At 50.6% G+C, this 13,601-nt stretch carries 11 protein-coding genes; 10 read left to right on the top strand and 1 reads right to left on the bottom strand.

Translation table 11 applies throughout. The features are described 5' to 3' along the window. The first annotated feature begins 1 nt into the window (after position 1). From FD09_RS11245 to FD09_RS11205, 9 genes are all read left to right on the top strand, one after another. Positions 2-1,471, top strand: a complete 1,470-nt coding sequence (locus FD09_RS11245) for an alpha-L-fucosidase (protein WP_057821392.1) — start codon at positions 2-4, stop codon at positions 1,469-1,471. A 22-nt stretch (positions 1,472-1,493) separates the two neighbouring features. Continuing rightward, on the top strand, positions 1,494-3,899 hold the full coding sequence (locus tag FD09_RS11240; RefSeq protein WP_057821391.1) for a glycoside hydrolase family 3 C-terminal domain-containing protein: 2,406 nt from the start codon (positions 1,494-1,496) through the stop codon (positions 3,897-3,899). A gap of 102 nt (positions 3,900-4,001) precedes the next feature. Next, positions 4,002-5,543, top strand: a complete 1,542-nt coding sequence (locus FD09_RS11235) for a Ppx/GppA phosphatase family protein (protein ID WP_057821389.1) — start codon at positions 4,002-4,004, stop codon at positions 5,541-5,543. Further along, positions 5,530-7,701: an RNA degradosome polyphosphate kinase gene (locus FD09_RS11230; RefSeq protein WP_057821386.1), complete on the top strand. Its 2,172-nt coding sequence runs from the start codon at positions 5,530-5,532 to the stop codon at positions 7,699-7,701. Before FD09_RS11235 ends, FD09_RS11230 begins: the two co-directional genes overlap by 14 nt. A gap of 4 nt (positions 7,702-7,705) precedes the next feature. Further along, entirely contained in the window at positions 7,706-8,632 is a 927-nt protein-coding gene (locus tag FD09_RS11225) for a Ppx/GppA family phosphatase (protein WP_057821383.1), read from the top strand. Positions 8,633-8,657: 25 nt separating this feature from the next. Beyond that, positions 8,658-9,344, top strand: coding sequence for an ABC transporter ATP-binding protein (locus FD09_RS11220; RefSeq protein WP_057821381.1), 687 nt, complete (start codon positions 8,658-8,660; stop codon positions 9,342-9,344). After that, entirely contained in the window at positions 9,341-10,252 is a 912-nt protein-coding gene (locus FD09_RS11215) for a hypothetical protein (RefSeq protein WP_057821379.1), read from the top strand. Before FD09_RS11220 ends, FD09_RS11215 begins: the two co-directional genes overlap by 4 nt. After that, positions 10,249-11,505: a hypothetical protein gene (locus FD09_RS11210; RefSeq protein WP_057821378.1), complete on the top strand. Its 1,257-nt coding sequence runs from the start codon at positions 10,249-10,251 to the stop codon at positions 11,503-11,505. Before FD09_RS11215 ends, FD09_RS11210 begins: the two co-directional genes overlap by 4 nt. A 90-nt stretch (positions 11,506-11,595) precedes the next feature. Further along, complete coding sequence (locus FD09_RS11205; protein WP_162261511.1) at positions 11,596-12,177, top strand: Fic family protein; 582 nt, start codon at positions 11,596-11,598, stop codon at positions 12,175-12,177. Positions 12,178-12,443: 266 nt separating this feature from the next. Here FD09_RS11205 and FD09_RS11200 read toward each other — a convergent pair whose 3' ends face one another. Further along, complete coding sequence (locus FD09_RS11200; protein ID WP_235812274.1) at positions 12,444-13,010, bottom strand: NADPH-dependent FMN reductase; 567 nt, start codon at positions 13,008-13,010, stop codon at positions 12,444-12,446. Positions 13,011-13,111: 101 nt separating this feature from the next. Here FD09_RS11200 and FD09_RS11195 point away from each other — a divergent pair, with 101 nt between their 5' ends. After that, complete coding sequence (locus FD09_RS11195) at positions 13,112-13,555, top strand: MarR family winged helix-turn-helix transcriptional regulator (protein WP_057821374.1); 444 nt, start codon at positions 13,112-13,114, stop codon at positions 13,553-13,555. The last annotated feature ends 46 nt before the right edge of the window (positions 13,556-13,601 follow it).

Raw genomic sequence — 13,601 nt, 5'->3', positions numbered from 1 at the left:
GATGAATCAGCAGGACTATCTGACGCAAATTGATCAGGTCAATGCTCAAGGACCATTTCGGCCCACATGGGAAAGCCTGGCGACCATGCCCCAACCCGCCTGGTATCAGGATGCCAAACTCGGGATTTTCATCCATTGGGGCGTTTATAGTGTGCCGGCATTTGGCAGTGAGTGGTATCCGCGGTTAATGTATTACCGGGGAACGAAGGTATTTGATCACCATCAGAAAACATATGGCCCGGAGTTTAACTATCGGGATTTCATTCCGATGTTCAAAGCGGAAAACTTTGACCCAGCAGCTTGGTTGCAGCTAATCAAAGAAAGCGGCGCCCGGTTTATCTTGCCGGTGGGCGAGCATCATGACGGCTTCAAAATGTACGCCAGTGATTTCAGCCCGTATAACGCCGCCCAAATGGGTCCGCACCGGGATGTGATGGCGGCATTACACCAAGCGGCTGACCATCAGGGAATTCATTTCAGCATTTCCAGTCACCGCGCGGAGCACTTCTGGTTCTTCAATGGTGGGCGCACAGTGGGTTTTCCCACCGAAGTACAAGACGATCAATACCGCGATTTCTATGGTCCGGCGGTCACCAACACGACGAAGAATAACGAACAGGCCTATCTGCTAGGTGAACAGGGTATTGTGCCCACTGCCGCCTGGTTGGATGATTGGTTGGTGAATTCAGCGGAAATGGTGGATCGCTTCCATCCGGCGACGATGTATTTTGATTGGTGGATTTCGGAACCAGCTTTTCGTTCCCACGTCCAGCGTTTTGCCGCCTATTGTTACAACCGTGCCCGGGAATGGGGTATGGACGCGACAATCAATTACAAATACGACGCCTTGATGTATGGGACGGGGACACTGGTGCAAGAGCGGGGCACCTTGGGCAATATCGCCCCACGCTTGTGGCAAGCCGAAACGGCGACAGCCCGTCATTCATGGGGGTACACTGAAAACAATGAATACAAATCCCCAGCAGAGATTGCCCAAGTGTTTGCGGATGTGATTAGTAAGAATGGTGTCTTCTGCCTGAATATTGGCCCCAAGAGTGACGGTACGCTGGCACCGGAAGATGTCGCGATTTTGCAGCACTTGGGGCAGTGGAATCACGCCAACCAAGAGGCAATCTGGGGCACGGGTCCGTACAAGTTCTTTGGCCAGGGAACCCAACAGCAAGCAGGGACTTTTTCAGAAGACTATCATTATGGTGATGACGATTATCGGTTCACGTATCGGCCTGGGGCACTGTACGTGTTTGCGTTAGCGCCAAATAATCGAACCACGTTCACGATTGCGGCGTTAAAGAAAGACAATGATGGTTTGGTGGCCCCGATCAAGAAGGCCACGATCCTCGCCGATGGGGCACCGGTGGCGACCCATCAAGATGACACCGCACTGACTTTAACGACGACTCAGCCTGTAGCTGGCAACATGCCAATGGTATTCAAGCTGGCACTGGCGTGACCCTTTTGGGGAAGGAGAGAGTATGTTGAAAAAACAAAAACAATATAATGTGCCGAATGCTTATGGATTGACCCCGGAGGAACAGGTTAAATTGACCAGTGGGGCCGACTTCTGGGGGACCGAGGCATTTCCCGCGGCGAATATTCCCCGCTTCCGGATGAGTGACGGCCCCCATGGGCTGCGCTATCAGGCCGGTGCCGGGGATGCCTTGGGGATCAACCACAGTGAACCAAGTACGGCTTTTCCCACTGGCAGTGCCCTGGCCTGTACTTGGGATCCGGCGTTAGTGGCCGCTATGGGGGCGGCTATCGGTCAGGAAGCCCGCAGTCTGGATGTGGACATGGTCCTGGGTCCGGGACTGAATATCAAACGCAACCCACTGTGCGGCCGTAATTTTGAGTATTTCTCAGAAGATCCTGTATTAACTGGCCACTTGGCGGCGGGATGGGTCAAGGGTATTCAATCCACCGGTGTTGGCGCCTGTGTGAAACATTTTGCCGCCAACAATCAGGAAAATGATCGGCTGCGGTCCAATTCCATCGTCGATCCGATTGCCCTGCATGAGCTGTATCTCACTGCCTTTCGCATTGCCGTCAAAGCTGCTCAGCCAGAGGGAGTAATGTGTTCTTACAATCGCATCAACGGGACTTACGCCAGCGATAACCGGTATTTGTTGAGCGATGTCCTGCGTAAGACGTGGGGATTCAATGGCGCAGTCATTACCGACTGGGGCGCGCTGAATGACAAAGTGGCTAGTCTCAATGCCGGGACGGATTTAGAAATGCCTGGCGATGGTCATATGTTCGATCAGCAAGCATTGCAAGGGTTAGCCGATGGCCGATTAGCGCCCACGGCCCTTACTCGGGCGGTAGCAAAAATTGCGCAGTTGGCCCAAAAGAAGCGGCCAGCATTCCAGGGCGATCGGCAAAAACTATTGACCGACAATGCCCAGTTGGCCCAAAAAATCGAAGAAAACGCAGCAGTGTTGTTGAAAAACGATGACCACATTTTGCCTCTCAAGGAGACAGACAACATCGTGGTGGTGGGCGAGATGGCGGAGCAGACCCGGTTCCAAGGGGCCGGGTCATCCCACATCAATCCGCCCACCCAGGTATCCATTTTAGAGGGATTGGATAATGCCCATGTGGCCTATCATTACGAACCTGGCTACCGGTTGACTGATGATACAGGCGTTGATGCGGCCGCGGCTGTGGCCGCCGCCCGGGACGCTGATAAAGTCATTTTTGTGGCTGGCTTGCCGGAAATTGATGAATCGGAAGGCTTTGATCGTACTACCATGGCTTTGCCGGCAGTGCAAAACAAGCTGATTGAAGCCATTGCCGCAGTCAATCCGCACATCGTAGTGCTCTTGATCGCCGGTGCACCCGTCGAGCTGCCTTGGACGGATCATGTTCAGGGCCTGCTTAATCTGTATCTCGGCGGTGAGTCTGTGGGTAACGCGGCTTCTCGGCTCCTCTACGGTATTGTGAATCCTAGTGGGAAATTGGCAGAAACCTACCCAATGCAGTATCAAGATGTGCCTTCCAGTCAGTTGTATGGCAAAAATAATGGGTCAGTCGGATACGCTGAAAGTGTCTATGTGGGTTATCGCTATTATGATAAAGCTGCCGTACCAGTGCGTTTTCCGTTTGGGTTTGGCCTCAGCTACACGGACTTCACGTTACAGAATGCCGCTTTGTCAGCAGCACAGATTACCCCGGATGGTCAGGTGCAGGTCAATGTGACGGTGACGAACAACGGCACAACCGACGGTGCGGAAGTGGTCCAGGTGTATGTCGGCGATGCCGCGGCGGACACTAAGGCATTGACGCCCAAGCAGACACTGCAGGGTTTCGCTAAAGTGTTCTTGGCGGCAGGGACGAGTCAAATCGTCACCATCACACTGCCCGCCCAGGCCTTCAAAGAATGGGATGATCACGATCAACGCTGGCTGCTGCCCACCGGTCAACGCCAAATCCGGGTAGCCACCAGCAGCAATGCGGCTGGTCTTGTCTTGCCCATCACGCTGGCAGGAGAAAATACCAGTGTCCGGCCTGTCAAAGTGCCGGATTGGTATATTCGTCTCCAGGGCCATCCGTCTATGGCAGCGTTTGAAGAAATGAGTGGCTTGCATGTGCCTGTCGATCGTGCGCCAGTGCCTGGTATGTATACACCGCTGAGCACCCCGCAGGAATTAAGCGAATACTCTTGGACGAATCGGCACATCATGGATTTGGCTAGAGAAAAGATGATTGGTACGAAAAATCCCACCACACCGGCGGACCGTTTCATGGAGAAAATCATCATGGATACGCCGATTATTCGCTTGGCACAGCAGTCCAGCGGCATGCTGCCGTTAGCGGTGGTCAATCGTTTAGTGGGAATTGCGAATCGCCGTTATTGGCGGGCAATCCGGAATCGATACTAACTTTTTACACTGGCGGGTGGACCAATCCGGGCATCACCCGCCTTTTTCGGCCTTTCGTGGGTTATAATTAGTTTGCAAGTCACAAGTAGGGAGCGGGACACGATGGCAAAAAACACAGGAATTATTGGATTTGTGGTGATTGGTGCACAGAATGTATTTGTGCGCGCAGTGGACCGCAAGATACACACCATTGAGAGTGCCTCAACGGATGTCGATATTGGTGAGGATATTTTTACCAGTAAACGCATCAGCCCGGATACAGTTAACCGGGTGACGGAAATATTGGGCCAGGCCAGGTTGCTCTTCGCCGGTGTGGGTGCCGACCCAGTGCATGTGGTGGCTACCCATTCCATGGCCGAGGCGGCCAATTCGGAATTTGTCCGGGAACAGCTGCAGGATCGCACCGGTTATGATATTACTTGGGTCAATCAAAGTCAGGAAGCATTGTATCGCAATTTGGCGACAGATGCCTTCCTCCCCAATTTCCGTAATATCATTAATACGGCAGCCATTCTGGTGGATATTTCCTCTGGCAGCGTGGAATTAACGTTCTATAAAAAGCGGCAGTTCATTTTTTCACGGACATTGAAACTTGGACCGCTGCGGGTGTTTGAAGCCATGCGGGATGTCAAACGCAATGTCCCCAATTACAGTGAGGTGCTGGCCGATTATCTTGCCAGTCAGCTGCGGGACTTCAAACGCATGCTGCCGGTGGATGAGCAGTATCCGACGATGATCGTGATGGGTTCGGCGTTGTCGATCATGGAACAATTGATTCCCGCTGAAAAACGACACGTGATCTTGGACAAACAGGCCTTTGCCGATCTATTCGATAAGATCTTACACAGCAGTGACCAGTATATCCAGGCGCACTATCAGATGCCGGAATCCGATGTGGTCCAGGTGCAGCCAGTATTGGTCCTAGTCCATCAATTGCTGAACTTCTTTGGTTCGCAGCAAATGGACATTACCAATTTGAAATTGATCGATGGATTGACCGTGGCGTATGCATTGCGGCAAAACAACGATAACTTGTTGATTAAGCCGGAGGACCAAATATTACGATCAGCGCTGGCCCTTTCGGATCGCTATCAAGTGGATAAAGCCCACCGGGATACGGTGGTCAATTTTGCTGTGCAATTATTTGATCGGCTGCGCAAGCTGCACAGTTTAGGTAAACGCGAGCGACTGTTGTTGCAGATTGCCGCGATTCTCAATGATATCGGTAACTTTGTCGACATTCATGAACACTATCGCCACTCCGATTACTTAATTCAGGCATCTGAGATCTTGGGCTTATCTACTCAAGAGCAACAAATGGTGGGGACAATTTCCCGATTCCACAGCACAGATTCGCCAAACATTGAAGAGTTGCAGGAGTCGGATCTGCCTAACGACAAGCGCATGGTGGTCGCTAAACTCGCCGCAATATTACGCTTGGCTGACGCGCTGGATGTATCCCGCCAGCAAAAAATAAGTAAGATTACAGTTTCGCAAAAACACGATAAAGTATTGATCACTGCCACCAGCCAGGACGATATTGAACTTGAGAAATGGTCGTTCAACCGGCGGGCGGGCTTCTTTGCCGAAGTATATGGTGTCATGCCCGAATTGAAAGGAAAAGGACAATATGGACTTCACTAAACCGGAATATTTCTTCAACCGTGAACTATCATGGCTGGACTTCAATAACCGGGTCTTGGAAGAGGCCCGGGATAATAACAACCCGCTCCTGGAACGGGTGCGTTTCTTGGGAATCACCCAAAGCAACCTGGATGAATTTTTCAACATTCGGGTGGCTTCCTTGCACAAAATGGTGCGGGTCGGTTACACCGGAACGGACGCGGCCGGCTTGACCCCCGAGGTGCAGTTGGGCAAGATTTCTGAAAAAACCCACGCGATGGTGGATAAACAATACACCACGCTGAACCGCTCGCTACTGCCGCGGCTGGAAGAGGCCGACATTCATTTGGTCGACTTCGCCCACCTGCGTCCGCAGCAAGCGGATTACCTGGACAACTATTTCCACCAAACCGTGATGCCAGTGTTGACCCCGATGGCAGTAGATGTTTCTCGGCCATTCCCATTCGTGGCGAATAACACGTTAAACATTGCGCTGCGCTTGGCCCGGAAAAACGGCAAGAAAGACAAAACAGATAAATCCTTTGCGCTAGTGCCGGTCCCCGATGTGTTTCCTCGCGTCGTGAAATTGCCCGGCGGCGACAATATTTTCATTCTGTTAGAAGAGGTCATCAAGCATTTCATCGCCGAATTATTCTTAGGCTTCTCCGTGAAGGCCATGGCCGTATTCCGGGTCACCCGGGACATGGATTTGGACGTCGAAGAAGAAGATGCCTCAGATTTGATGAAAGAAATCGAGAAGCAGCTTAAGCAGCGGGAACGCGGCGGAGTGATGCGGATCGAGATCGAGGCCGACATGGATGAGCGTCTGGTGAAACGGCTAACGAAAGAATTGCACCTCACACCCGACAGCATCTACCGGGTAAATGGCCCGATCAATCTGAAGTTCCTGGCGCAACTGGTGAAACATGTCCAAGGCCACCCAGATCTGGTCTTCCCGCCGTTTACACCGTATGAACCTGCGCCTTTGCAGGAACAAAGCATGTTCGATCTGATTGCTCAACACGACATTTTTGTGGACCATCCCTATGATTCATTCAATCCAGTCGTGAACCTCATTAAGCAGGCGGCTGTGGATCCGCAGACATTGGCCATTAAGATGACGCTGTACCGAGTATCATCCAAGTCGCCGATTATCACGTATTTGAAACGGGCGGCTGAAAATGGCAAGCAAGTCACCGTCTTAGTGGAACTCAAGGCCCGTTTTGATGAAGAAAACAACGTTCATTGGGCTAATGAATTGGAAAAAGCCGGCTGTCACGTTATTTATGGCTTGGTTGGCTTGAAGACCCACTGTAAGTTGACATTGATCATTCGCCAAGAAGAAAATGGCATTCGCCGTTACATGCACATGGCTACTGGGAACTATAACGATGTCACCGCGCGCCTTTACACCGATATGGGCTTATTCACCGCTGATGTGGATATGGGGCTAGATGCTTCCAACATCTTTAACATGCTTTCTGGCTTCTCCGAACCGCCGTATTTTCACAAACTCGTGATTGCCCCCTTGGGTATTCGCAAATTCTTGCATGAACAAATCGATAATGAAATCGCCAATGTGCAAGCTGGCAAGCGCGGCTTCATCCAGATGAAAATGAATTCCTTGTCAGATACCGATATGATTGAGAAACTGTATGAAGCGAGCGCAGCGGGTGTCGAAATTCATTTACTGGTCCGGGGTATTTGTAACCTGCGGCCAGGTATTCCCGGCGTCAGCGAAAACATTACTGTTCATTCCATCGTCGGCCGCTTTCTGGAACACTCCCGGATCTATTATTTCTATGCCGACGGTGAAGAGCACGTCTTCCTGTCCAGTGCCGATCTGATGAATCGCAACTTGTCTCGCCGAGTGGAGTTATTGTTCCCGTTACTGAGCGACGCCATTCGCCAACAGGTGATCAACATCTATAACATTCTTTGGGAAGATACCGTGAAGACCCGAATCCTGCAAAATGATGGCAGCTGGGAACATATCGACGGCCGCGGCCTGCCCCGGCTGAATGCCCAGGAATACCTCTTGGCCCATGCCAAAGATATTGCGGATACCTTGTGGCCAGAAGTGGCGAAGGCCGACAAAGAGATGGACGGCAGCTCGCCCCGCAAGTTCATTCCATTGATGAGTAATCCGTTGAACGATACCAATAACGAGAAGGAGTGACTGGATGGAAAACCTTGTGGTCATCGACTTGGGCTCTAACTCAGTCCGGATGACAATTACAGAGGTTCACGACGATGGGACCACGAAAGTCGTGGCCCAAGAAAAAGACATGGTCCGATTGTCCGAAGACATGGGACCAGAAAAGATTTTACAAGACGATGCCATGGCCCGCACCATTGAAGCCATGAAGAAGTTTGTCAAAACGTTTAAATCATTACCCAATGTCCATTTGCATGCCGTGGCCACGGCAGCCACCCGGCAGGCCAAAAATCAGTCAGAATTTTTGACTAATTTGAAAGATGCGACTGGTGTGGAGGTCAAGGTCATTAGCGGTGAACAAGAGGCCTACTACGACTACTTGGGCGTCACCAACACTTTGCCGGTGGTCAACGCCGTCATCATGGATACCGGTGGTGCCAGCATTGAACTGATTTTCATGCTCCAGCGGCGGATTCAAAACTTGATTAGTATCCCCATGGGATCGGTCAGCTTGACTGAAACCTATTTGGACCCGGAACATATCACCGCGCCGGCACTGTTTAAGCTGACGACTGCGATGGATCGGCTCTATAACGATATCTGGTGGTTGGATAAGGCCCGCAATTTACCGATCGTGGCCTTGGGCGGTTCCAACCGGACATTGGCCAAGATCGAACGGCGACGTGCCAAAACACCGCACTTTGAAAACATCCACGGCTTCCGGATGAGCACGGATCAAGTCAATCGGGTATTTTCCACCGTCATCGGAGCTGATTTGACGGAACGTAAAGAAATTCCAGGATTAAGCAAGGACCGCGCCGACATCATTGTCGGCGGCATGGTACCAATCGTCAATCTTATGCGCTTCTTGGACTCCGATCGCATCACGTTCTCCCAGAGCGGATTGCGGGAAGGCGTGCTGTACGAACGATTGCATGAAATGAAGCGGTAAACTTTAGTCGGGGAGGGGGCAGATCATGATTCTGCAAGTGGCCGATATGTCGTTTGGGTGGCGCCAGCAGCCAATTTTTGCCCACGCCAGCATGCAAATTGAACAGCCCGGGTTATATGGGCTGGTCGCACCTAATGGGGCAGGCAAAACCACTTTATTGAATTTGATTGCTCATTTACGCACTCCGCAAAGTGGTCAGATTATGATCCAGGGTCAACCGAATTCACCGCAGCAGGTGTTTGATCAAGTCGCCTTTCTCCAAGATAATTCTGTATTGTATGGGTACTTGTCAGGACGTGAACATCTGCGCTTTGTGGCAGAAACACACCAGATTCCGATTACGGCCATTGAATCCGTGGCGGACCAGTTAGACATGGTGGACTACCTGGATCGGCGCGTTAAGAAATATTCATTGGGCATGAAGCAACGGTTGTTACTGGCTATGGCGTTGTTAGTGGATCGGCCGTTAATGCTGCTGGATGAGCCATTGAATGGCTTAGATCCGACAAGTTTAAGCATTGTGCGAGAAACATTGCTTGATTTAGGGAAAAAGGGCACCACTGCCCTTATTTCTTCCCATAATTTGGATGAAATGATGCGTATCACTCGAGATATCTTTTTCCTGGTCGATCATCAGATCGAATTTTATCATTTAGCAGCCGGTGAAACGGCGGAGGCCCGGTACAATGAGTTGTACGGGAAGCGATCATGAATAAAGTTGTGGCATTTGAATGGCGGCGCTTATACCGCAGTCATTTGGCGGCGGGTCTTTTGGGACTCGCCGTTTTGCTAAGCCTTTTATTTTTCTGGTTCACAAAGGTTGGGGTGGGTCAGTATCGCCAAGAATTGTTGCGCACTGTGACCCACACGGAAGAAACTGTCGGCGGTGAGATTGGTTTATTGCGCGAACAAATCAAGACCAGTGACCAGCCTGCCGAGAAAAAACAATTGAAGGCCGAATTTAACCAAGCGGGGCGCATTGACGATGGTTTGATGGCGCAAATTGAAGCAATTCAACGCCGCCAAAGTGCGCCCTTTTTACGGGGTGGTATTCATGCCCGGCAGGAAGACATTCGCTATGCCCGCCAGTTTCAAAACGGGTTATTGGCCGATCCAAAACAAAACCGCGCGGTCATTACCGAATATCAAGCACGATTAACCCATGACCAGGCTTTTGAAAATCTTCACACGTCTTTGCAAGCGCCAATTTTTCTCGTGAACTGGCAGCACTTGTTGGCCAATCCAGTGACGTTAATCCTCGCCGTGTTATTGTTCTCCACAATCTGGGTGATGGCACAGTTTACGACAAATGGTGCATGGATGCAGTTGAATGTGTTCCCAAGTTGTCGTTGGCTGATGGCGAACGGGTTAGTCATGGTGATGTCGTGGTTCGGCTGGATGGTGTTCACCAATGCTATTGCGCTGTTGGTGAGCGTTTTGTGGGGTCAACCATTGCTCAGCGGCCAGATCAATTGGCTGGCGCAGTATCCAGGCACGAATCAAAGCTACCTCACGATGTGGCTGCGCTACTGTGGTCAAAGCTGGTTGAGTTTTAGTTTAGGATATTTTATCTGGCTAGCATTGACGCAATTGGTTCAGCAAAGGAGGCGGCGGCAATGAGAGCGACGTATTGGCGTTTTGAACTCAAGAAACGGCGGCGCGTATGGCCGGTGGGACTAATCATCATTTTTTGCGGATTATTGCTCATTGGCGGTTTCTTTTGGCAGATGCATGCCCAGCAGACTTATCTGGCGCAATACACGGCAAAGGTCAGAGCGCATGTGGCACAGACCAACCGCCTGGTCAAGGCACATCCAGAACTAGCGAAAACACTCAGTGGGTTTGATACGAATGAGTTGAAACGGCTCAAGGATCCAGCCGCCTACCAAAGATGGTTTTATCGGGTGGTTCAGGTGAAAGTGAAGGGGAATCAGCGCCCTGGAGAACTGCTCAATAGTAGCCGCGTAGTTTTCGATATTCGAAGCAACGGGTCATCCCTCACGACCAGTGTCGGGTGGACCTATCAGGAGTATCATTATCTCAACCAGCAGCACATTGCCTCAATGTTCCCGGATACACTCTTACTGTCTAAAGAAGAGGTGGATCGTGCTGATCCGACAATGGCGGCATCGCTTCAAACCGACAATCGGCGCTATTACTTACATGGTTGGTATTACGTGTGGTTCTTAATTCAGCAAAATGCAGTCATCATTCTGATGCTGATTGCCTGTTTGATTACCGGTCGCCAGATGGCTAAAGAGTTGGTCAATAAACGAGCGCACAGTGATTGGTTATCATTGCAAGGGGTGAGCACAGGTCGCCAAATGCTCACCCAGGGTGGTGTGATTGCCTACACCTTTATTCAGGTTATTTTTGGCCCACTAGCCATCGCTTTAGTGGCTGCTGGCTTACTCCGGGGGTTCGGCGATCTACGATATCACGTCCTGGCCTTTCGCAATACCGGATTCGGGATTGGCAGTGTGATGATGCCGTTAAGTCAATATTTACTGGAATCGATAATCCTGGCCCTTTTGCTGATCATATTCATGACCGTTTTGAATTTACTCCTGGCCACCTGGTTCAAAAATAGTTGGATCGTCACGATTCTATCCTGGCTGGTTGTCCTGCTCAGCTTGATCGCCCCGCCGATGGTGTGGTCACCGCTGACTTATTTCCACTTGGACGGCGTAGTTACCGGTTCAATTGGTCAAAGCTTAAATGATCCTCAATTCACCTTTCAACAAGGAATCCTGACATTACTTGTATGGTCGGTTTTTTGTTTAGGATTGTTGATGCTGAGTCAGTGCCTGCAAAAGCTTAACCTACCAGGGAAAATGAATTCTCTCAATCCTGCAAAGGAGTTACAGAAGTGATTGCGGATCGATTTGAGCTAACGGATCATCAAGAACAACAACTAATCAGGCACAATTTATGATTTATCGAAGCTTGTTTTTTTGACAAGCTTGTTTGAACACCTTACGCTGCAATATTCAGAAGTCGAGTCAATACTCAAAGATCAGTACGTACCCGACATTAAACCCAGTGAGATTCAAGTGATATTGAACTTGAGAGATGCGTATCAATATGCGGCAACAATCAATAACGTTACCGATTTTTCCCTCACCAATGTTTTGGAAATCAATCTCCTGGTTAAGGGTGCGAGAGCTCAAGACGCTGGTCAGATCCGAACAACAGATGTGATCGTACCGCTGACAAACGAAACGTACCAGCCGCCAATCCCCAATGAAGCCCAAGTCCAGAAACTGGTGACCAATATAATGAGTGACACCACGACCACAACGGATAAAGCACTCACACTGATGTTGACCCTGTCTCGCATGCAACCGTTTATGGATGGTAATAAACGCACAGCTATCGTCGCAGCCAGCGCTTTGATGTTCGCGGATAAACGGGGCCTGATCGCTATCCCGGAAGATAAACTACATTGGTATTCGTGGCAATTAACCAAGTATTACCGATCGGATAACATGCAACCACTCAAGCAGTGGCTGGCAGATAATGCTGTTTTTGGAATCAATGCCTAGGCACACAAAAGGGGTGGGACAAAATTCTGAACTCTGATGGATGTAGTACCAATGCGGAGCAATCGTAGGCTGAAATGGGCTCAGCTGTGGAAACCACACCGTGCGCTTTTTGCGCGGATGTGGTTAGGCGTGTTTGAGACCGCGCACTTTGCGGGCTCAAACCGCCGTCACAGCGTTCCAGCCCATTTCAGCCGTAGATTGCGCAGCATTGGCACGGCTCATTAGCAAGGATTTTGTCCCCCCCATTTGTTACAAGCAACTGATGATCATTTCAGCACATTGTTAAACTCAGTGACCAACAATGCCATATCGTCTGCAGACCGGCTCAGCGCCTGGTTAACATCTTGAAACTGCCCTTGATCGTTCACCATATCTGGCGTCACAACTAGCTCCGGGTTCACCGCCAGGGCATTCATGTGCAGACCGCTGGTGACAAAACGCATGGCAATTTCTGCTTGCATTCCCCCGTGGTTGCCGTAAACGATCGTCGATACGGGTTTGTGCGCCCATTCCCGGTAAAGATAATCCAATGCGTTCTTCAACACGGCTGGATAACCCCAGTTGTATTGAGGGAAAAGTAGGACGAAGCCAGCATATTGTTGAACTTGGTTGCTCCAGGCCTTGGTGTGGGGCTGGGTGTAATGGGCGGCTGCCGGGATTTCCGGTTCGTCCAAGAACGGCAAGTTGACCTGTGCCAAGTCAATAATGTCGGTGGTAAATGCCGGACTGGTCATGTGTGCCTGAACCCATTGGGCAATGTCGCCGCCGATCCGGTGCGGCCGGTTGGTGCCCAGGATAATGCCAATTTTAGGGAGAGAGTTCGTGTTCATCATTCAAGATCCTTCTTTCTTAACATGTGCAATTTGCACCTATTAAGATAAACCCATTTGCCGTATAATGCAAGCATGGACTTTTGGTGAGGAGGATTCGAAACATGAAAACAATGGAAAATGACATCTTTACTGCCCTAATGCAAATCGTGACGTTTTTCAATCAACCGGCCAATGATGAAAAAATCCTGAAGGCCGCAGGGGCCAGTCAGGATCCAAATTTATTGCCGATTATCGTGCGGATAGGGTTGCAGCCCAATATTCGAGTGGGAAAACTAGCCAACCAATTAGGTAAGGATCATTCATCCACGAGCCGCCAGATCGCCAAGTTTGAGCGGCAAGGCTTGGTGCAAACCGTGGCGGCACCCGATGATCGCCGTGCCCGGGCAGTGGCCCTCACTGCGGCCGGACAACAATTGTATGACCGCATCGCGACAGTCCGAGCCGAAAAGATCCAGCAAGTGCTGGGATCAGTTTCTGCCACCGAGCAGCAAGCCATCCTTAAGCGTCTCCAACAGATCGCCGCCCTATTGAATCAGGCCAAATAAACAGCCCATCCCAGACCGGGACAGGCTGTATTTTTAATGACTCAAT

It is taken from the genome of Schleiferilactobacillus perolens DSM 12744, assembly GCF_001435585.1.
In the GTDB taxonomy this organism is placed as follows: Bacteria; Bacillota; Bacilli; order Lactobacillales; family Lactobacillaceae; genus Schleiferilactobacillus; species Schleiferilactobacillus perolens.
Note: the sequence above shows the minus strand (reverse complement) of the source record. Positions and strands in the feature narration are given on the sequence as shown.

What these genes read in the sequence shown, in the direction of transcription:
- FD09_RS11245 (WP_057821392.1), top strand. Translation starts at nt 2, where the DNA reads ATGAATCAGCAGGACTATCTGACGCAAATTGATCAGGTCAATGCTCAA.
- FD09_RS11240 (WP_057821391.1), top strand. Translation starts at nt 1,494, where the DNA reads ATGTTGAAAAAACAAAAACAATATAATGTGCCGAATGCTTATGGATTG.
- FD09_RS11235 (WP_057821389.1), top strand. Translation starts at nt 4,002, where the DNA reads ATGGCAAAAAACACAGGAATTATTGGATTTGTGGTGATTGGTGCACAG.
- FD09_RS11230 (WP_057821386.1), top strand. Translation starts at nt 5,530, where the DNA reads ATGGACTTCACTAAACCGGAATATTTCTTCAACCGTGAACTATCATGG.
- FD09_RS11225 (WP_057821383.1), top strand. Translation starts at nt 7,706, where the DNA reads ATGGAAAACCTTGTGGTCATCGACTTGGGCTCTAACTCAGTCCGGATG.
- FD09_RS11220 (WP_057821381.1), top strand. Translation starts at nt 8,658, where the DNA reads ATGATTCTGCAAGTGGCCGATATGTCGTTTGGGTGGCGCCAGCAGCCA.
- FD09_RS11215 (WP_057821379.1), top strand. Translation starts at nt 9,341, where the DNA reads ATGAATAAAGTTGTGGCATTTGAATGGCGGCGCTTATACCGCAGTCAT.
- FD09_RS11210 (WP_057821378.1), top strand. Translation starts at nt 10,249, where the DNA reads ATGAGAGCGACGTATTGGCGTTTTGAACTCAAGAAACGGCGGCGCGTA.
- FD09_RS11200 (WP_235812274.1), bottom strand. Translation starts at nt 13,010, where the DNA reads ATGATGAACACGAACTCTCTCCCTAAAATTGGCATTATCCTGGGCACC.
- FD09_RS11195 (WP_057821374.1), top strand. Translation starts at nt 13,112, where the DNA reads ATGAAAACAATGGAAAATGACATCTTTACTGCCCTAATGCAAATCGTG.